The sequence below is a fragment of the Microbacterium sp. GXF6406 genome, assembly GCF_054798215.1.
Map to the genome: position 1 here is coordinate 21,815 of NZ_JBSJZH010000004.1, position 19,506 is coordinate 41,320.

The window sequence follows — 19,506 nt, forward strand, 5'->3', positions numbered from 1 at the left end:
TAATCCGACTGCTGTTGATACGCTGAAAGCATGAATCTCGAGCAGCTCCGCGGCTTCGTCGAGATCGCCGAAGTCGGTCATTTCACGCGTGCCGCCGAGAACCTCCATCTTGCACAGCCGAGTCTGAGCCGCCAGATCTCCGCTCTCGAGGTCGAGCTGGGCAGTGAGCTGTTCCATCGGGCCCGCGGCAATATCTCGTTGACCGCTGCGGGGGAGACGCTCCTTCCCCGGGCGCGACGCATGCTGGCGGATGCTGAAGCGATCCGCTCCGAGATGGCCGAGCTCGCGGGACTGCAGCGCGGGCGCGTGCGCCTCGGGGCCGCACCCACGCTCTGCATCAGCCTGGTTCCCGAGGTGCTGAAGACTTTCCACGCAACCCATCCCGGGATCGATCTGCAGCTGATCGAGGGCGGATCGAACCGGCTCATCGAGGAACTCGCCGGCGGCACGGTCGACATGGCGCTGATCACGATCTCGGAGCGCCTCCCGGGGGCGGGTGCGTCGCTGGTGCGCCGCCCATTGCTGAGCGAGGAGCTCGTCGTCGTGTCATCGGCTGCGCAGCCGGCAGTGGGGGAGGGGCCGATCGATCTCGCGGCCGTCGCCGATCTGCCGCTGATCGCCTTCGCCGACAGCTACGATCTTCGGGCGACGACGGATGCCGCTTTCCGGGCGGCGGGCCTGCGCCCGACGATCGTCGTCGAGGGCGGCGAGCTCAACGCGGTGCTCCGCTTCGTCGAGCGCGGCCTCGGGGTGGCGATCGTGCCGGCCACGGTTCCCGTCGACCGACCCGAACTGCGCTCGGTGCGCCTGGTCGCTCCTGTTCTCATGCGCACGATCGGCATCGCGCACCGCTCCGACGTGAACCCGACGGCTGCGGCGCGGGCCATGTCGCGGGTCATCCGTGAGGCGGCGGAGTATCTTGCGGCCCGAGCCCCCGAGACGCTGCATCTGACGGCGTAGCGCGGGCGCAGCATCCGGAAGTCTCGATTTCGTCTCGTCTCTTGCGCTCCAATTAATAAGTGTGGATTATTAATTAATCCACCGTGCGCGGTGGGCCCACCAAGAGACTCACAGAGGAGTTCAGATGCGTAAGATCATGCGCGTGGCAGCCTTCGCCACGGCGGGAATGGCAGCGCTGGCGCTGTCCGGTTGCGGTTCGAGCGGGAATAACGCGGGCGGCGAACTGCCTGACTCGATTCCAGAGAGCGTCGATGCCGCGGGGCAGAAGCTCACCGTCTGGATCATGCAGGACGACTACAACGACGAATCGATCGCCGCGATGACGGAGAAGTTCGAAGAGCGCACCGGCGCGACCGTCGACGTCCAGATCCAGCAGTGGGACGGCATCGGAACCAAGCTCTCCACGGCGCTGGGCACCTCCACCCCGCCGGATGTCGTCGACATCGGCAACACCCAGGTCGCCGGCTACGCTGCCAACGGCGCGCTCATGGACGTCACCAAGTACAAGGCCGACCTCGAGCAGGGCAATACCTGGCTCGCCGGCCTCGAAGACCCGGCCACCATCGACGGTCAGCTCTACGCCGTGCCCGGATTCGCCGGCAACCGCGCCGTCATCTACAACAAGACCCTCTGGGCCGACGCCGGTGTCACCGCAGCCCCCACCACCTGGGATGAGCTGACCGCAGCCCTCGACAAGGTCCAGGCGGCCAACGACGCCAGCGACTTCTCCGCTCTGTACCTGCCGGGCCAGCACTTCTACGTCGGCCTCCAGTTCATCTGGGATCACGGCGGCGAGATCGCCGTCGTCGACGAGGACGGCAACTGGACCTCGACCGCGAGCGAGAACATCGAGGCTCTCGAGGCCTGGAAGGAATTCCAGGACACCTACTCGGTGGCATCCTCTGACACCGTCTTCACCGACAGCCCCGAGCAGGAGCAGATCATCGCCGACGGCAAGGCCGGCGCGATCGTCGCGACCAACGGTTCGATCAACTCGATCATCGCCGCCAACCCCGACCTGACCGAGGACGACCTCGGCAGCTTCCCGATCCCCAGCCAGAACGGCGACGGCACGCAGCCCGTCATGCTCGGCGGCTCCGACTGGGGCATCGCTGCCAAGAGCAAGAATCAGGAGCTCGCGCTCATCTGGGTGCAGATCGCGACCAGCGATGAGATCCAGGTCGACCACGTCTTCGGCGGCCAGGGCCTCATGCCCAACTCCGTCGAGAACGGCGAGAAGGTCACCGCCGACGTCCCCGCGAACCGCGTCGGCTTCTTCGAAGCCGCGCTGACCTCGCGCGCCACCCCGGCGTCGCCGAACTGGACCGACATCGAGGGAGCCGGAATCCTCAAGGACATGTTCTCCACCATCGCCTCCGGCAAGGCGACTCCGGAGGAGGCCGCGGCGACCTACGACGCCAAGGCCAACGACTACCTGAAGTGACCCACAGGGGCGGGCGCCGATCCTGCGCCGCCCGCCCCTTCTGCACACCTACCCGGAGACCGCTGTGACCCAGACCAAACGCTCGTCGCGTGCCTTCGCCGACCGGCGACTGCCCGCCTTCCTGCTGATGACGCCGGCAGGCCTGCTGCTCACGGCAGTCACCCTCATCCCGCTCGTCGTCATGGTGTGGATGGCATTCACCGACTACGACAAGCGCTCCCTGTTTACCGGGGCGTACGAGATCGTCGGCTTCGCGAACTTCGCCGACATCCTCACCGACTCCGCATTCTGGGGCTCGTTCTTCCGCACCATCTGGTTCACCGCCGCACTCGTCATCGGCAGCCTCGTCATCGGCGTCGGCATCTCGCACCTCATGACCCGGCTCGGCTCGAAGATGCGCACCGCCGTTACGATCGTGCTCGTCTTCACCTGGGCGATGCCGAACGTCGCGGCATCCCTCGTCTGGAACTGGATGTTCCAGCCCGGCTACGGAGTCCTCAACTGGATCCTCACCCAGTTGCGCATCTTCGGAGACATGACTTCCACCGACTGGGGCACGAACACCGCCCTGGCCTTCACCTCGATCTGGCTGCTCGTCGTCTGGCAGGCCGTCCCCTTCATCGCACTGACCGTCTACGCCGCCGAGACCCAGGTCGGCCAGGAGTACAAGGAAGCCGCACGGCTGGACGGCGCCAACGAGCGCCGCATCTACTTCAACGTCACCCTGCCGTTCCTGAAGCCCACGATCCTGCTGATCACGATCCTCTCCGTCATCTGGGACTTCAACGTCTTCAACCAGATCTGGCTCGTCTCCCGCGGCGGCCCGGACGGATCGACCTCGACGCTCGGGGTCTTCACCTACATCACCGCCTTCGTCAGTTTCGACCTCGGCACCGGTGCGGCCCTCGCGCTCATCACTGCGCTCCTGCTCGCCGCACTCACCAGCGTGTACATCCGCCATCTCATCCGCTCGGGAGAGGACGAACTGTGAGCATCTCGACCCCCGCCGCCGCCGCGGAGATCACCGCGGAGGGATCCGCGACCCGCGCCCTCGTCACCGCCGGCTCCACCGATAAGAAGGCCCGTCGCCGCAGCCGCCTCAACGCGCCCTCGCCGATCTCGAACATCATCGCGCTCGTCTTCTGCATTCTCTGGGCCTTCCCGATCTACTGGATGGTCAAGACCGCGTTCACACCGCGCCGCGACGCGCTGCAGGCGACTCCGCAGTTCATCCCGACCAGCCCCACCCTCGACAACTTCAACACCGCGCTGTTCCAAGCCGGCTTCTTCGACAACCTGAAGAGCTCACTGATCGTCGTCAGCGGTGCCGTGGTCTTCGCGATCCTCACCGGCCTGTTCGCCTCGGCCGCGCTGTCGCGCTTCCGGTTCAAGGGCCGCCGCACGATCCTCGTGATGATCCTGCTGATCCAGATGATCCCCGGCGGGGCGACCCTCATCCCGCAGTACCTCGTCTTCAACGAGACGGGCCTGCTGGGAACCTACTTCGGGCTCATCCTCGCCTATGTCTCGGCGACCCTGCCGTTCTCGATCTGGATGATGCGCAGCTTCTTCCTCGCGCTGCCCGCAGAACTCGAGGAGGCCGCGCAGATCGACGGTGCGACGACCTGGCAGGTGCTGTGGCGCATCCTGTTCCCGCTCGTGCTGCCCGGCGTCCTCGCCACCAGCGTGTTCACGTTCATGAACGCCTGGAATGACTACCTCATCGCGTACACGTTCATGCGCGACCAGTCGATGTACACCCTGCCGGTGTGGCTGGCGTCGTTCTCGTCGCCGATCACCGGCACCGATGTGAGCGGTCAGATGGCGGCATCCGTGCTGTTCTCGCTGCCCGTCGTGGTGTTCTTCGTATTCATGCAGCGCAAGCTGGTGACCGGGATGACCGCGGGAGCGGTGAAGGGCTGATGAGCATGCACACGATCATTCCTCGGCCGCGACAGGCGGAGTTCGGGCACGGAAGTTGCGCGCTGACCGGATCCGTGTCCGTGACGGCACCGGTCGAGGCGGCGGACGCCACGGCATTGCTGACCGAGCACCTGTGGGCCGGCGCGCGGGTGCGCGTCGACATCACCGCGGGGGATGCCGGCAGCATCCGCTTCGAGCTTGATGAGTCCCTCGCGGCCGAGGCCTACCGACTCGACGTGGCCGAGGACGGCATTGTCATCGCCGCGGCCGGCTCCGCGGGCTTCCGTCACGGCGTCGTCACCCTGCTGCAGCTGTGCGGCGAGGGCATCTGGCGCGCAGCATCCGCACTCCTGCGCACCATCACGATCCCCGCCTGCCGCATCGAGGACGAACCCGCCTTCGCCTGGCGCGGCGTCATGATCGATGTCGCCCGACACTTCCTGCCCGTGCGCGAGATCCACCGCATCGTCGACCTGCTCGCCATGCACAAGCTCAACCGCCTGCACTTCCACCTCACCGACGACCAGGGATGGCGCGTGCAGATCAACGCCTACCCGCGTCTCACCGAGATCGGCGCCTGGCGAAACCGTACTCAGGAGGGCGCCGCCGATGCGACCGCCCCCGAGGTGATCCGCCCCCACGGCGGCTACTACACGCAGGACGACATCCGTGAGATCGTCGCCTACGCGGCGGCGCGCGGCGTCGAGGTCGTCCCCGAGATCGACCTGCCCGGCCACTCGCAGGCCGCGATCGCCGCTTACCCCGAGCTCGGCGTCCCCGGCTCCGACGGCGCGCAGCCGCAGGTCGAGGTGTACCCGCGGTGGGGCGTGAGCGCCTATCCTCTGAACGCCGAGGAATCCACCGTCGACTTCTTCCGCACAGTGCTCGACGAGCTGCTCGACCTGTTCCCCTCCGCCGACATCGGGCTCGGTGGGGATGAGGTTCCCGCAGGGCCCTGGGAGGCAGACCCCCGCTCGCAGGAGCTCGCCCGCGAGCGCGGGCTCGGCGGCCCGCGCGAACTGCAGTTCTGGTTCCTCGAGCAGCTGCGGCAGCACATCGACAAGCGGGGTCGTCGCATGCTCGCCTGGGACGAGGTCCTCGAGCACGAGGTCACCAGCGACGTCACGGTCCTCGGCTGGCGCGGTGACGCGGGAATCGGCGAGGCCCTCCGCCGCGGCGTGCCCGTCGTCGCTTGCCCCGACAACAAGATGTACTTCGACTACCGCCAGTCGGATGACCCCCGTGAACCCATCCCCGTCGGCGTCGTCGTCGGTGTGGAAGAGGTGTACGGATTCGAACCGGTGCCCGCATGGGCCACGCCCGAGCAGGCCGCGCTCGTGCGCGGAGCGCAGGCGAACCTCTGGGCCGAGCACCTGGACTCCGGCCGCAACCGCGACTACATGCTCTGGCCGCGCGGCTGCGCTCTAGGAGAAGTACTCTGGAGCGGCACCGGAGGGGACTTCGCAGAGTTCTCCGAGCGTCTCGCGGTGCACCTGACGCGCTTGGATGAGCGCGGTGTGGAGTACCGGCGCGCCGATGGCCCGCTACCGTGGCAGGAGCGCCCGGGGGTCAGTTCTCGGGTGCAGAACCAGGCGGAGCGCCAGCAGGAGATCGACGAGCTGACGTCCGCGATCGTTCGGTGAGCGCACCGGGAGAGCAGGACGAGGTGGCAGGACGACGCCCCGGCGATGCCCGCTCGCGTCTGAGCGGGCTGCTGTCGCTCGATTCGGAGGAGCTGCAGGCGCTGCGCCGCGGCCCCCAGCAGCTCGGCGGCGCGGCCCACCGCAACACCCGTCGGCACAACCTGTCGGTCATCCGTCGATTGCTTTTCGGGAAGGGCCCGCAGACGCGCCCGGAGTTGGCGCGCCTGAGCGGGCTCTCGCTACCGACGGTCGGCGCGCTGGTGGCCGAGCTCATCGAGTCGGGGCTCGTGCATGATGCGGGCATCGTCGCCGAATCCCGCGTCGGAAAACCCGCCTCGCGCGTCGCCCTGGACACCACCGGCAACGTGTCGATCGCCCTCAACCTCACCCAGCCGGATCGGTTCATCGGCGCCGTCGTCGATCTCGACGGCGCGGTCGTCGAGCGCGCCGAGCTGGGCATCGAGGGACTCTACGAGGATGCTGCGCTGGAGCGCGTCGTGGAGCTCGTCGAGCTGTTGCTGCAGCGCACGACAGCGCGCGTCGTCGGAATCGGCGTCGCCTCTCCCGGCCTCGTCGACGAGTCGGGGCAGGTGCGCTTCGGTGATCGCCTGCGCTGGCAGGAGATGCCGCTGGCGGAAGAACTGCGCGCACGCACCGGGATCCCCGCGGCGGTCGGCAACGACGTCAACCTCCTCGCGCTCGGCCTCGGCCGATTCCGCAACGGATCGGGACGGGACGCCATCGTCATCGCCCTGGACAACGGCGTCGGCGGCGCCGTGCTCGAAGGCGGAGACCCCGTGCTCGGCGAGCAGTTCGCCGCGGGCGAGATCGGCCACATCACGGTCGACCCCGGCGGAGAGCTGTGCCGGTGCGGGGATCGCGGATGCCTCGACATGGTCGTGGGCGCACCGCACCTGCAGCGACGCCTCGACACCGAGGGCGAGTCTGCGCTGGAGCCGGCCGGGCGGATTCTGGGAGAGACGATCGCCCCGATCGCCATCATGCTCAACATCAACGTCGTCGTCGTCGTCGGCCCCGAGCAGCTCGTCGCCGAGCCCTTCGCGGCGGGCGTCGTCGACGGCATCCGCTCGCGCGTGCGCCCGCCCGTCTTCGACGGCATGCGCATCGAGGTCGAGCCCAACGACCCCGACTTCGAGCTGCTGGGTGCCGCGTCGCTGATCATGGAATCGGAGCTCGGCGTCTTCTGACCCGCTCGATCAGTGCGGGGCGTGGTACTCGGCCTCGCCGCGCTTCCAGTAGCCCTTGACGACCGCCTGGGCGGGATCGATGCCCCAGCGGGCGAGAAGCGCACGCCCGGGCTTGACGATCGACTGCTCGGCGGCGATGAACACGAACGGCGCCTCGCCGACGGCATCCGCCTCATCCAATGACTCCAGGAGAGCGATGAGCTCCGAACCCGCCGGTGCATCGCCGCGGTGCAGCCACTCGACGGCGACGGGAGCCTCGATCTCGACCTCGTCCTCGGCGCCGCGCACCTCGATCACGATGCGCGCCGGCGCATCGCCGATCCGGGCGGCGAAACGACGGATCGCGGGGATCGCGGTCTCGTCTCCCACCAGCATCCACGAACCCGGCCGGCCCTCGATGAGCATCGAGCCGCGGGGACCACCGACGCCGATCTTCGCGCCGATCGGGGCGTTCGCGGCCCACATCGCTCCGACACCGGAGTCTCCGTGCACCGCGAACTCGACCTCGAGCCAGTTCTCACCCCACACGAGAGGGGTGTACTCGCGGCTCGGCGCCGCGCGCAGCTCCTCGACGCTGTCGGGCATCTCCGCAGGGAAGAACAGGCGCATGTGGTCGTCGCATCCGGGGGAATCGAAACCGAAGAGGTCATCGCCCTCCAGGCGCACGCGCACATAGTTCGGCGCCAGACGCTCGCGCGCCGTGAGCGATACGGTGCGGAACACGAGATCCGTCATCTGACGGCGCAACTCGAAAAGAGAATTTTCATCGGCCATGAACTTAGGCTAACCTCTCTAACTGTGCGCTCAGGTAAGGCTTACCTTGTGAGCCACCGCCTCTCCCCATCCAACAAGGAGTTCTCTATGTCTTCGCGCCGCGCCTTCGCCGCCGCATCATTCGTCCTCGTCTCCGCACTCGCCCTCGCGGGATGCGCAACCTCGGCGGAGGCCGAGACCGAGGAGAAGCCCGCTGAGGAGACGCTCACCTACAGCTGGGAGCGCAACATCGCGGGCGAGGACGAGGAGCCCGAGTACGTCACCGAGACGGTCGAGGTTCCGCGCAACCCGGAGAAGATCGTCGCGTTCGAGATGTCGAGCGTCGACTACATCGGCGCACTCGGCGGCGAGGTCGCCGGCGCACCGCTGGACTCCGTTCCCGACTACCTGCAGGACAACCTCGCCGACGACGCGTTCAACGCGGGCACGCTCTTCGAAGCGGACCTGATCGAGATCGAGGCGCAGCAGCCCGACATCATCATCATCGGCGGACGCTCCTCCGGCATGTACGACGAGCTGAGCAAGATCGCTCCGACCGTCGACCTGGGCATCACCGGCAGCTACATGGACACCCTCGAGCGCAACACCGAGTTCTTCGGCGAGCTGCTCGGCGCACAGGACGAGGCCGCCAAGCAGCTCGCCGCGCTCGAAGAAGGCATCGAAGAGGCGCGCGCGCTCACCGCTGAGACCGGCAACGGCCTGGCGCTGATGGTCTCCGGCGGCGAGCTCAAGGCCCAGTCACCCGCTCCCTCCGAGGGCGGCAGCTCGCAGGTGCGCGGTGGACTCGTCTACGACGTCTTCGGCGTCGAGCCGGCCATCCAGGACATCAAGGCCGCGACGCACGGCGACCCGATCTCGTTCGAGTTCCTGCTCGAGCACAACCCCGACACGCTCTGGGTCGTCGACCGCGACTCGGCGACGGGCTCGGCTGAAGAGGGAACCGCCGCCGCGCAGGTCCTCGACAACGACATCATCAAGAAGACCAAGGCCTACCAGGACGACAACATCGTCTACCTGAACCCGACGGCCTGGTACATCGTCTACGGCGGTCTCGAGACCACGCAGGTGATGATCGACGACGTTCTCTCGATCTCGAAGTGATCGCGAACCGAATCAGGTCGTGACCGCGCTCGCAACCGCGTCACCGAGCACCCCCACCCAGCCCCGGCCCCGCCGGACCTGGGTGGGGGTGCTCATCGGTGTCGCACTCGTCATCCTCAGCGGGGTGAGCCTCTTCGTCGGGGTCTCCGACATCACCCCCGCTTCGCTGTTCTCCGGAGAAGAGGACAGCAACGCTGCATTCCTCTTCATCGCGAGTCGCATCCCGCGCACCGTCGCGATCCTGCTCACCGGAGCCTCGCTGGGCATCGCCGGCCTCATCATGCAGATGCTGGTGCGCAACAAATTCGTCGAACCCAGCACCACCGGCGTGACCGAATTCGCGACGTTCGGCATGCTGCTCGTGCTGATCTTCGCCCCGGGGATGGCGCTGTTCGGCAAGATGGGCGTCGCAGCCGTCTTCGGGCTCATCGGCACCTGGGTGTTCCTGCAGGTCGTCAAAGCCGTCCCGGTGCGCCAGCTCGTCCTCGTCCCCCTGGTCGGGATCATGCTCGGCGGTGTCATCGGCGCCGCGACCAGTTTCTTCGCCTACCGTCTCGACCTGTTGCAGTCGCTGGGCACCTGGTCGCAGGGCAGCTTCGCCTCGATCATGCAGGGACGCTACGAGTTCCTCTGGATCGCGGGCGCCATGGTCATCATCGCCTGGCTCGCCGCCGACCGCTTCAGCGTGATCGGCCTGGGGGAGGAGTTCGCGACGAACCTCGGCTTGGATTACCGCAAGGTCGTCGCGATCGGCATGGTCATCATCGCCATCATCACCGCGGCCGTGCTCGTCACGGCCGGCATCATCCCGTTCCTCGGACTCGTCGTGCCGAACGTCGTGAGCATCATCATCGGCGACAACGTGCGCCGGGCGATTCCCTGGGTCGCGGGTCTCGGCGCCGTTTTCGTCCTGATCTGCGATCTGATCGCGCGTACGGTGCGCTTCCCGTACGAGATGCCGCTGTCGGTCATCGTCGGGGTGTTCGGCGCGATCCTGTTCCTCTGGCTGCTGCTGCGAAAGAAGAGCCATGCCCACTGAGACACTCCTTCGCCCGGCGGCCGCTCCGGCTCCCGCTCCGTCGTTGATCGTTCGCCTGTGGGCGAAGCCCGCGAACCGGATCGTGCTGCTGGTCGTCGTCATCGTCGGCCTCGCCGCTGCCTACCTGTTCACCGACATCCCCGGTTCCGTCCTGTTCGCCCTGAAGATCCGCGGGCTCACGGTGGGCGCGATGCTCGTGGTCGCCACCGCTGTCGGCGTATCGACGGTGGTGTTCCACACCATCACGCAGAACCGCATCCTGACGCCGTCGATCATGGGGTTCGACTCGTTCTACATGCTGATCTCGACGCTGATCGTCTTCTTCCTGGGATCATCCGCGTTCCTCAAGGCCGACCAGATCACGCTGTGGGTCGTTCAGGTCGTCGTCATGATCGCCTTCAGCGTGCTGCTGTTCACGTGGCTCTTCGGCGGCAAGCGGCGTTCGCTGCACCTGATGCTGCTCGTCGGCATCGTGCTGGGAACGTTCTTCCGGGGGTTCACCGAGTGGATGCAGCGCATGCTCGATCCGCTCGACTTCCAGGTGCTCTCGGACGCGATGTTCGCATCGTTGACGCGCCCGGATCCGACACTGCTGACCTTCACCGCGGTGCTCGTCGGCCTCGGGGTTATCGCCGTCATCCCGCTCGTGCGGACACTGGATGTGCTCACGCTCGGCGAAGCCGCGGCGGTCGGGCTGGGCGTCAATCACAAGCGCACGGTGATGATGCTCTTCACGATCGTCTCGGTGATGATCGCGGCATCCACTGCTCTCGCCGGGCCGATCCTGTTCTTCGGGCTGATCGTCGCGAACCTGGCCTACTCCTATGCCGGAACCTTCCGGCACACGTGGACGCTGCCGGCGGCGGCCCTCATCGGCGTCGGTTTCCTGCTGCTCGCTCAGCTCATCCTCGAGAAGCTCTTCGGCTTCGGCGGCAGCCTCTCGATGGTGATCGAGTTCGCCGGCGGACTGTTCTTCCTCTACCTGGTCCTCAGAAAGGGGGCGCGATGATCGCGCTCGACAGCGCCAGCAAGCGCTATGGCTCCCAGACCGTTCTCGACGATGTCTCGGTGACCCTCGGCGACGAGGGCGTGACGGCGCTGATCGGTCCGAACGGCGCCGGAAAATCGACGCTGTTCGGGCTCGTCGGCCGGCTCATCAAGCCCGAGGCGGGGAGCGTCCACGTCGACGGAATGGACGTCGCGACGGCGCCCTCACATCAGCTCGCGAAGATCCTCGCGGTTCTGCGCCAGGACAACCACATCGCTGCCCGGCTCACGGTGCAGGACCTCGTCGAGTTCGGTCGTTTCCCCCATTCGAAGGGCCGCCTGACGATCGTCGACCGCGAGCACATCGATCGCGCGATCGAGTATCTCGCCCTCGGCGAGTTCCGGGAGCGCTTCCTCGACGAGCTGTCGGGAGGTCAGCGCCAGCGCGCCTTCATCGCCATGGTGCTCGCCCAGGACACGAAGTATGTTCTCCTCGATGAGCCGTTGAACAATCTCGATCTCAAGCACATGACCGAGATCATGAAGCTGATCCGGCGCATGGCGGATGAGCTCGGAAAGCGCGTGATAGTCGTCCTGCATGACATCAACTTCGCGGCGACCTATGCGGACCGCATCGTCGCGATGCGGGATGGGCGCATCATCGCCGACGCGCCGGCCGACGAGATCATGGATCCCGCCGTCCTGGAGCAGGTGTACGGCACGACGGTCGACGTCCGCGAGATCGACGGCCAGAAGCTGGCTCTGTACTACAGCTGATGCCTCCCGTGGGGAAGATCCCCGAGCGGATGCCGTGATGACGACGCTCACGTGGACGGACCTCGTTCCGTCGCTGGTCGGCATCATCGCGCTCACGGCCCTCGCGACGGCGGTCCTCGGGCTCTCCCGCATCCCCCATCTGCGGGCTCCCGCACTCGCCGTGCTGCGCGGGACCGTGCAGTTGGCCGTGATCAGCGCGCTGCTGTCGGGGATCCTCACCGATCCGAGGGGAATCGCCGCCGCACTCGTGGTGATGTACGTCGTCGCGACAACGGTCGCCTCCGGCCGGATCGGACGCACACGGCGCACGGTCGCGGTGATGGCCGTGTCGATCGCGGCCGGCGTCGTCGCCGCACTGTCGATCGTCTTCATGACCGGGGGCGATCGATTTCACGCCGCGCTACGCGCTGGCGCTCGGCGCGATCGTCATCGGCAACACGATGGGGATCGCGGCTCTGACGGCGCGCATCTTTCACCGGTCGTTGCACGATCACTGGGACGAGGCGGAGGGCTGGCTGGCGCTGGGAGCGACGGCGCGCGAGTCCACCGTGCTACGAGCACGGGAAGCCGTGCGGGAAGCGCTGATCCCCTCGATCGATCAGACGCGCACGACGGGGCTCGTGGTGCTGCCGGGTGCTTTCGTCGGGGCGATCTTCGGTGGTCTGTCTCCCTTTGAGGCCGGGCGTTTCCAGATCGTCGTGCTCGCGGCGATCATCGCGGCGGGGTCGATCACCGCCGTGCTCGTGGTGCGTGGGCTCGGAGACGTCCGCACGCGGCCGCAGGCCATGCGCTGAGCGCTACAGCTCGATCCCGTGGGATTCGTCGTTCACACCGGTGTTGCCGCCCTTGCGCGACTCAGCGGCGATGAGCCACACGACCGAGACGACGAGGGCGAGGAGAAGCCCCAGCCATACGTTCTCGAGGATCAGCCCGATCACGATTCCGACGGCGAACAGCGCCGCCGTTCCACCGAGCCAGGTCCACCGCTGCTTCTTCGTCGCCGCCATGCGGCCAGCCTAGCGGCGGCGGTGATCCTCCGGTGCGAGGCGCGGGCCGCGGCGCGCTTCGACGGCACCGCCGGCGAGGATGAGCCGGATGACGCGCTGGCGATGGCCCCGCCACGGCTCGAGCAGCTCCAGCATCCCGTCGTCGTCGACGCGCCGCCCGATCAGCGCGAAGCCGACTTGATGGGAGAGATGGTAATCGCCGACGCTGACGGCATCGGGATCACCGAGGGCGCGGATGCGGGTTTCGGATGCCGTCCAGGCGCCGATTCCCGGCAGGCTGGTGAGCACCCGGTCGCGGGCGGAGGGGGAGTCGGCTGCGAGAACGGCCGTGGCGAGGCGCTCACCGCGTTGGGCGTTGTGCACGATGGCGCGTGACTGCGGCGGTTCGACGCCGGCACGATGCCAGGCCCATGACGGGATGCGGCGCCAGCCGTCGACGGTGGGCGGGGCGAACACGGGCCGCGGCGCGGGCCCCGGGGCGCGTTCGCCGAACCGGGTCACGAGGGTGCGCCAGGCTCCGAACGCCTGGAGAGAGGTGACCTTCTGCTCGAGGACGGCGCTCGCGAACGCGTCGAAGACCAGGTCGGTGCGGGTGAGTCTGGTTGTGGCGTGCCGGCGGTTGAGGTCGGCGACGGCCGGATGCTGCGACACGTCGAATCCGGTCGCATCGTCGTCGGCGCCGCACAGCCGAGGAAGCTGATCGAGAGCCCACTCGGCGCCCGGCCCCCAGGCGGTCGCGTGCACGCCCTCCGTGCTCTGCCGCAACGCGAGCGTTGTGACGCCCTGCGGTGTGCGCGATGCGCGCCACAGGGTTTGACCGTCGACGACCGTCGTCGGATCCTTCGCGCCGCGCGCGAGGAAACCGACCGTGCGGAACAGGTTCAGCGCATCGCGGGGACGATATGTCGACTGCAGGGGGACGGCGGGGTCCTCTGCATCGGTCGGCATGCGGCCACTCTACGTCCGGGGGCCGACAGTGCGCCGAAGAACGCTGTGCGAGGCGATCAGAAGCGGTCGGGCGAGGGCGTGCCGTGGCCGTAGCGGATCACGACATCGGCGTGGCGGTCGAAGCGGTATCCGACGCCGCGCACGGTGCGCACGATGTCCTCGTAACGGCCGAGCTTGGCACGCAGGCGACGCACATGCACGTCGATCGTGCGCTCGCCGGGAGTCTCGTCCTCGGGGGACTGCCAGAGCGCCTCGACGAGCTCGGAGCGCTCGATCGTGCGCCCCTCGCGCAGCACGAGGTACTGCAGCAGCTCGAACTCCTTGTACGTGAACGAGGCCGAGTCGCCGTCGATCAGGACGCGCTTGCGGGAGATGTCGACCGTGACGCCGTAGTCCTCGTCCTTCTCGTCCTCCTCGGCGGCTTTGGAGCGCGCGATCGCGCCGGGTTCCTGGAGGGCCAGCCGGACGACATCGAGGTCGCGGCCGCCGGAGCCGTGCGGTGCGAGGGCGACGGTGGCGTGGGTCTCCGCGCCGGGGGCGAGCTCGGCGAGCGTGCGTCGGAGGGCGTCCACGAGGAGGGGGAGGCTGACGCCGGCTTCGGCGGCCTTGATCTCGTCGAGGCCGACGTAGAGGGCGAAGCCGCGCGGGGAGCGGGTGGCCGGAAGATCGGCGGCGGACGGCGCTGCGGGGGCGGCGAGCGGCTCCTCGTAGCGGGGCACGGCGCGCAGGTGCGGAGCGCGGGCAGCAGCGGAAGCGGGACGCTCGAGGGTAGCGATGTTCGACATGATGATGAGTCCTTGAAGAGTGCTGAACCGGTCGACGGTTCGGTGGTGTTGCACGAATGACCGAGAAGGCCGTGTACGAGCACGCAGGTGGATGCTCGGGGACACCGACGTCGCAGATCGCGAAAGAGTCGGGTCAAACGGGTTGACTGGGTGGGGTCAGCTACACATTCGGCAACACATGCCAACGCAGCCGGGCATCATCATCCCGGCAGTCCTGTTCGCCTCCTGGGCGGACAAAGGGCGTGCGTTGGTGGTCATGGGGGGATTATGTCTGAGGATGACGCTCCATGTCAAAACGAGACCTCGTGTGACGCGGTGGCCTAGCGTGGAGGCATGACCTCTTCGACGACCATCGATGGCTTCATCCTCACGGACGAGAAGGATGCCTCGCGCTACACGCTCATGCGTGACGGCAAGCTCGTCAGCGTGCTCGACTACCGCGACGACGGGAGCACGATCGCCCTCACCCGCGCCTTCACGATCCCGACTTTCCGGGGACAGGGGCATGCTGCGCGCATCACCGCGGGCGCCGTCGCCGACATCGAGTCGCGTGCGGATCGCCGCATCGATCCGGTGTGCTGGTATGTGGCCGAGTGGTTCGAGCAGAACCCCGGCAAGCAGGGGCTGCTGCGTCGACGCTGACCGCGTCGGCGTGTGACGTCGTGTTACGGCGTCGGCGGGCTCCTGCGGGGGCTGAAGCGGCACGTCGGGGGACCGATGTCGGTGGTCCTGCGTAGCGTGTGAGTATGCGAATCCTGCACACCTCCGATTGGCACATCGGTCGAACCTTCCACGGTCATTCCACGCTCGTCGCGCTCGGCGAGGTGCTGTCGGCGATGGTCGAGCAGGTGCGTGAGAACCACGTCGATGTCGTGATCGTCGCGGGCGATGTGTTCGACTCGGCGACGCCGGCAGGGCCGGCCTACACGCTGCTCGGCGACACGCTGGTCGGGCTCCACGAGGCGGGCGCACGCGTGATCGTCACGAGCGGCAATCACGATTCTGCCGCACGGCTCGGGTTCCAGGCGCGACTGCTGCGCGACGGCATCCATGTGCTGACCGATCCGCTGGCGATCGGCGATCCGATCGTGGTCGACGATGCCGATGGCGCCGTGCACTTCTACGGCATCCCCTATCTCGAGCCCGCGATCGTTCGTCGTCACTGGCCGGACGCGCCGCTGCGCTCGCAGGCGCAGACGATGGCTCACGCCATGGGGCTCGTGCGTGAGGCGATGGAGGAAAACCCGCGGCGCTCGGTGGCGATCGCGCACTGCTTCGCCGCCGGGGTCGAAGCGACTGACGGACTCGAGCGCGAGGTGCGTCAGGGCGGTCTCGACGTCGTGCCGCTCAGCGTCTTCGACGGGCTTGACTATGTAGCCCTCGGCCATATCCACGGGCGGCAGAAACTCACCGAACGGGTCCGATATGCGGGCGCGCCCCTGCACTACAGCTTCGGCGAACAGCACAAGGAGCGAGGGTCCTGGCTCATCGACCTCGGCCCGTCCGGAGAGCTCCAGGCGCGGTGGCTGCCGCTTCCAGTGCCCCGTCGACTCGTGACGCTGACCGCACCGCTGGACGAGATCCTCTCCGAGGAGAACATCCGCGAGCACGTCGACGATTGGGTGTGCGCGGTGTACACCGACACTCTGCCGCAGACCGAGCCGATGCGCCGGCTCAAGGAACGCTTCCCCTTCTGCGCGATGGTGCAGCACGCCCCTGCCGTCACCGCGGCCCAGGACGAGCGCTCCTACGCGATGCGGCTGAGCACGGCGGCGACGGACGCCGAGCGCATCGAGGCGTTCCTGGGGCACGTGCGCGGCGGCGAGGGGCCCAGCGATCGCGAGAGCGAGCTCATCGGCGATGTGCTCGATGAGCGCGTCGCGGCCGAGGCGGTGGCCTGATGCGTCTGCACCGTCTCGACATCCAGGGATTCGGGCCTTTCCTCGACCGGCAGACGGTCGACTTCGATCGTTTCGCGGACGACGGCATCTTCCTCATCGCCGGGCGCACCGGCGCCGGTAAATCGAGCATCCTCGACGCCGTGTGCTTCGGCCTCTACGGCGGTGTTCCGCGCTATGAGAGCGGCGACAAGCGGCTGCGCAGCGATCACTGCGCTCCCGAGCACGTCAGCGAGGTGGTCGTGGAGTTCAGCACGGCTGCCGGCCGATTCCGGGTCACCCGTTCGCCGGAGTACCTGCGCCCGGCCAAACGCGGCGGCGGCATGACCAAGCAGGCGCCCGCCGTCGCCCTCGAACAATGGATCGACGACGCGTGGGTCGGTCTGGCCGCGCGGGCCGTCGACGTCGCCGGAGAGCTCGACGGCATTCTGCAGCTGAGCCGTGAGCAGTTCCTCCAGGTGATCCTGCTCGCCCAGAACCGCTTCGCGCGGTTCCTGCTCGCCGACAGCAAAGAGCGGCAGTCCTTGCTGCGCAAGCTCTTCGGAACCGAACGCTTCGATGACGTGCAGGCGCGATTCGAGGCGCGTCGGCGCGAAGCCGAGAACGCGTTGACGGGGCGCACGGCGACCATCGAAGCGGGCCTTGCCCAGGCCGAGCGACTCGTCACGAACGCCGATCTGTGGGGCGGGCACGAGCCCTCCGACAGCGCGCAACCGGCCCCGCAACGGCTCGACGGTCTCCGAGCAGCGCAGCAGCGCGCCGATGATCGGGTCGTGCGCACGGCGAGTGGGCGCGATGAGGAATCAGTGCGGTTGAACGCGGCAGAAGCCGCGGTGGCGCGGGCCCGTGAGGTGCGCGCCGCGCAGCAGGAGCGCGAAGAGGTCCGTGCGATCATCGCCCGGCTCGACGCGGCGGAGCCGGAAGTCGTCCTCGCCCGGTCGAACCTGAAGCGCGCGCGTGAGGCCGAGGCGCTTCGCGCTGTGCTCGACGCGGCACAGCGCGCGGAGCGCGAGAGCGAGCGGACGCTCCAGGACGAGGCCGCGGCCCGCGAGGCCTGGCAGCGTGATGACGGGAGCTGCGGCGATGACGACCTCGACACGCACGAGAACGACCCCGCTCGGCTCGAGGGCTACGCGGATCGACGCACGACGCAGAGCGGCACGTGGCAGCGCGCGGCCGATCTCGAGAAGGCGGCCTCCGCCCGCGCCGCTGAAATCGAGGCCGTGCAGAAGCAGATCGACTCCGCGTTCGCTCGGCTCGAGGCCCACGACGCCGAACGTGCGGGGCTTCCCGAACGCATCGCGGCGCTCACCGTGCAGCGAGACGACGCCCGCCGCGCAGCCGATCGACTCGATGAGCGTCGGCGAGAAGTATCCGTCGCGACTGCTCGCCGCGATGCGGCGCTCGAAGCCGAGAAGCTTGGTGCCGAAGCAGAAGCCGCAGAACGCTCCGTCGTCGATGCCGGCGAGACCCTAGCCGCGGCGCAGAGCGCCCTCGCCCTTCTGCGCCGTCGGCGGCTCGAGGGATACGCCGGTGAACTGGCAGCGTCCCTCCTCCCCGACGAGCCCTGCGCCGTGTGCGGGTCCCGAGAGCATCCGGCGCCCGCCGAGCACAGCGACCCCGTCTCGCAGACGGACATCGACGCGGCCGAGAACGCCCGCGATGAGGCCGCTCGGGCTGAGCGCGTCGCTCTCGACCGGCTCTCGACGTCGCGGAGCGATCATGCCGCGCGCCTCGCGGTCGCCGATGGGCGCACCCCGCAGTCGGCGGCCGTCGAGCTGGAAGAGCTGAGCGCCGCACTGAATGTCGCGCAGAGCGCTGTCGGCCTCCTGGCCGAGACCGATGATGAGCTGGCTCGAGTCATCGCCCGCACCGAGGAACTCGAGCACGACCGCGCCGCGCTCGTCGACGCCCTGACGGCGGCGAGAGAGGCACGGGCGCTGACGCAACAGCGCCATGCCGACGCCGAGCAGACGATCGCCGAAGCGCTCGGTGGGTTCGCGTCGGTCGCGGAGCGGCTCGACATCGTGAGCACTCGCATCAGCGCCGCTCGGGCCCTCGCCGGGGCTCTGCGCGAGGTGCAACGGTCGAAGAAGGCCGCTGTCGAAGCCGCTGAGGCCCTCGAGATCGCTCTGGCGGCCTCCGACTTCGCCAGTGCGGACGCCGTGCGCCAGGCGCTGCGCAGCAGCGTCGAACAGCAGGAGTTGGATGAGCGGATCACGGCGCACACCGTGCAGCGCGAGACGCAGCGCGAACGCCTGCACGCGCTCGACGAGCGCGCCCTGCCTGATGAGGAGATCGACCTCACGGGGATTCTGCAGGCTCAGACGGACGCGCGTGATGCCTGGACGACGGCGCTCGACGCAGCGGCACGTGCCGAGAGCATCGCGGAGCAGCTTCGCGATTTGATCGCGGCGGCCGACGCGGCGCATGCTGAGAGCGCGCGCGAGCACGAGGAGTTCGAGGTGCTGCGCGGACTCGCCGACACGATCGCGGGGCGCGGTCCGAACACGCACAAGATGGCGTTGGAGACCTTCGTGCTCGCCGCAGAGCTCGAAGAGATCGTCCGCGCGGCCAACCGCCGTCTCAGCGACATGTCCACGGGCCGCTACCAGCTGCGTCACTCCGATGCGCTCGCGGCACGCGGAGCAGCATCCGGGCTCGGCATCGTCGTCTACGACGCGTTCACGGGGCAGGAGCGTCCGGCGCAATCGCTCTCCGGCGGAGAGACCTTCCTCAGCTCGCTGGCGCTCGCGCTCGGTCTCGCCGAAGTCGTCACGGCCCGCGCCGGCGGGATTCAGCTCGATACCCTGTTCATCGACGAAGGATTCGGATCCCTCGACGCCGACACGCTCGAGGTCGCGATGCGCACGCTCGATGAGTTGCGCAGCGGCGGCCGCACGGTCGGCGTCATCAGCCACGTGGAGAGCATGCAGGAACAGATCCCCGCGCAGATCGTCGTCGCTCAGAGCGAGCTGGGACCCAGCATCATTCGGTGAGGGATGCCGCGGC

Annotated in this window: 18 protein-coding genes and 1 pseudogene; 15 read left to right on the forward strand and 4 right to left on the reverse strand. The window is 68.1% G+C overall.

The window, feature by feature from the left end:
- Nucleotides 1-30 precede the first annotated feature (30 nt).
- The 6 genes from ACWAUG_RS03850 (at nucleotide 31) to ACWAUG_RS03875 (ending at nucleotide 7,178) form a co-directional block, all read left to right on the forward strand.
- On the forward strand, nucleotides 31-960 hold the full coding sequence (locus ACWAUG_RS03850) for a LysR family transcriptional regulator (protein WP_460801372.1): 930 nt from the start codon (nucleotides 31-33) through the stop codon (nucleotides 958-960).
- A 124-nt stretch (nucleotides 961-1,084) separates the two neighbouring features.
- On the forward strand, nucleotides 1,085-2,404 hold the full coding sequence (locus tag ACWAUG_RS03855) for an extracellular solute-binding protein (protein ID WP_298037323.1): 1,320 nt from the start codon (nucleotides 1,085-1,087) through the stop codon (nucleotides 2,402-2,404).
- A gap of 64 nt (nucleotides 2,405-2,468) precedes the next feature.
- Nucleotides 2,469-3,395 carry a carbohydrate ABC transporter permease gene (locus tag ACWAUG_RS03860; protein ID WP_298037325.1) on the forward strand — a complete coding sequence of 309 codons (927 nt, stop codon included), beginning with the start codon at nucleotides 2,469-2,471 and terminating at the stop codon, nucleotides 3,393-3,395.
- Complete coding sequence (locus ACWAUG_RS03865) at nucleotides 3,392-4,327, forward strand: carbohydrate ABC transporter permease (protein WP_460801375.1); 936 nt, start codon at nucleotides 3,392-3,394, stop codon at nucleotides 4,325-4,327. The genes ACWAUG_RS03860 and ACWAUG_RS03865 overlap by 4 nt, the downstream gene beginning before the upstream one ends.
- The gene (locus tag ACWAUG_RS03870; RefSeq protein WP_460801377.1) at nucleotides 4,327-5,970 is read left to right on the forward strand and encodes a beta-N-acetylhexosaminidase; all 1,644 of its coding nucleotides are present in this window, start codon (nucleotides 4,327-4,329) and stop codon (nucleotides 5,968-5,970) included. The genes ACWAUG_RS03865 and ACWAUG_RS03870 overlap by 1 nt, the downstream gene beginning before the upstream one ends.
- Nucleotides 5,967-7,178: an ROK family protein gene (locus tag ACWAUG_RS03875; protein WP_298037329.1), complete on the forward strand. Its 1,212-nt coding sequence runs from the start codon at nucleotides 5,967-5,969 to the stop codon at nucleotides 7,176-7,178. Before ACWAUG_RS03870 ends, ACWAUG_RS03875 begins: the two co-directional genes overlap by 4 nt.
- 9 nt (nucleotides 7,179-7,187) lie before the next feature.
- Here the strand turns inward: ACWAUG_RS03875 and ACWAUG_RS03880 are convergent, their stop codons facing one another.
- On the reverse strand, nucleotides 7,188-7,952 hold the full coding sequence (locus ACWAUG_RS03880; RefSeq protein WP_460801379.1) for a siderophore-interacting protein: 765 nt from the start codon (nucleotides 7,950-7,952) through the stop codon (nucleotides 7,188-7,190).
- Nucleotides 7,953-8,039: 87 nt separating this feature from the next.
- Here ACWAUG_RS03880 and ACWAUG_RS03885 point away from each other — a divergent pair, with 87 nt between their 5' ends.
- From ACWAUG_RS03885 to ACWAUG_RS03910, 6 genes and pseudogenes are all read left to right on the forward strand, one after another.
- Nucleotides 8,040-9,053: a siderophore ABC transporter substrate-binding protein gene (locus ACWAUG_RS03885; RefSeq protein WP_460801382.1), complete on the forward strand. Its 1,014-nt coding sequence runs from the start codon at nucleotides 8,040-8,042 to the stop codon at nucleotides 9,051-9,053.
- A 19-nt stretch (nucleotides 9,054-9,072) separates the two neighbouring features.
- Nucleotides 9,073-10,092, forward strand: coding sequence for an ABC transporter permease (locus tag ACWAUG_RS03890; protein ID WP_298037337.1), 1,020 nt, complete (start codon nucleotides 9,073-9,075; stop codon nucleotides 10,090-10,092).
- The gene (locus ACWAUG_RS03895; protein ID WP_460801384.1) at nucleotides 10,082-11,101 is read left to right on the forward strand and encodes an iron chelate uptake ABC transporter family permease subunit; all 1,020 of its coding nucleotides are present in this window, start codon (nucleotides 10,082-10,084) and stop codon (nucleotides 11,099-11,101) included. The genes ACWAUG_RS03890 and ACWAUG_RS03895 overlap by 11 nt, the downstream gene beginning before the upstream one ends.
- Nucleotides 11,098-11,856 carry an iron ABC transporter ATP-binding protein gene (locus ACWAUG_RS03900; protein ID WP_298037343.1) on the forward strand — a complete coding sequence of 253 codons (759 nt, stop codon included), beginning with the start codon at nucleotides 11,098-11,100 and terminating at the stop codon, nucleotides 11,854-11,856. Before ACWAUG_RS03895 ends, ACWAUG_RS03900 begins: the two co-directional genes overlap by 4 nt.
- Before the next feature lie 37 nt (nucleotides 11,857-11,893).
- A pseudogene (locus ACWAUG_RS03905) lies at nucleotides 11,894-12,169 on the forward strand (ABC transporter permease); the annotation flags it as partial.
- Between the two features lie 127 nt (nucleotides 12,170-12,296).
- Nucleotides 12,297-12,650, forward strand: a complete 354-nt coding sequence (locus tag ACWAUG_RS03910; protein ID WP_460801386.1) for an ABC transporter permease — start codon at nucleotides 12,297-12,299, stop codon at nucleotides 12,648-12,650.
- Nucleotides 12,651-12,653: 3 nt separating this feature from the next.
- On the opposite strand, the gene ACWAUG_RS03915 is transcribed toward ACWAUG_RS03910, so the two are convergent.
- Genes ACWAUG_RS03915 through ACWAUG_RS03925 form a run of 3 tightly spaced genes read right to left on the reverse strand, consistent with a single transcriptional unit; the run spans nucleotide 12,654 to nucleotide 14,596 of the window.
- The gene (locus tag ACWAUG_RS03915; RefSeq protein WP_460801388.1) at nucleotides 12,654-12,863 is read right to left on the reverse strand and encodes a hypothetical protein; all 210 of its coding nucleotides are present in this window, start codon (nucleotides 12,861-12,863) and stop codon (nucleotides 12,654-12,656) included.
- Between the two features lie 9 nt (nucleotides 12,864-12,872).
- The gene (locus ACWAUG_RS03920) at nucleotides 12,873-13,811 is read right to left on the reverse strand and encodes a DNA-3-methyladenine glycosylase family protein (RefSeq protein ID WP_460801390.1); all 939 of its coding nucleotides are present in this window, start codon (nucleotides 13,809-13,811) and stop codon (nucleotides 12,873-12,875) included.
- 56 nt (nucleotides 13,812-13,867) lie between these two features.
- Complete coding sequence (locus tag ACWAUG_RS03925) at nucleotides 13,868-14,596, reverse strand: winged helix-turn-helix domain-containing protein (protein WP_298037355.1); 729 nt, start codon at nucleotides 14,594-14,596, stop codon at nucleotides 13,868-13,870.
- Between the two features lie 333 nt (nucleotides 14,597-14,929).
- On the opposite strand from ACWAUG_RS03925, the gene ACWAUG_RS03930 reads away from it, so the two are divergent.
- From ACWAUG_RS03930 to ACWAUG_RS03940, 3 genes are all read left to right on the forward strand, one after another.
- On the forward strand, nucleotides 14,930-15,238 hold the full coding sequence (locus ACWAUG_RS03930) for a GNAT family N-acetyltransferase (RefSeq protein WP_460801392.1): 309 nt from the start codon (nucleotides 14,930-14,932) through the stop codon (nucleotides 15,236-15,238).
- Between the two features lie 104 nt (nucleotides 15,239-15,342).
- On the forward strand, nucleotides 15,343-16,497 hold the full coding sequence (locus tag ACWAUG_RS03935; protein WP_460801393.1) for an exonuclease SbcCD subunit D: 1,155 nt from the start codon (nucleotides 15,343-15,345) through the stop codon (nucleotides 16,495-16,497).
- Complete coding sequence (locus ACWAUG_RS03940) at nucleotides 16,497-19,493, forward strand: AAA family ATPase (RefSeq protein WP_460801395.1); 2,997 nt, start codon at nucleotides 16,497-16,499, stop codon at nucleotides 19,491-19,493. Before ACWAUG_RS03935 ends, ACWAUG_RS03940 begins: the two co-directional genes overlap by 1 nt.
- Nucleotides 19,494-19,506 lie beyond the last annotated feature (13 nt).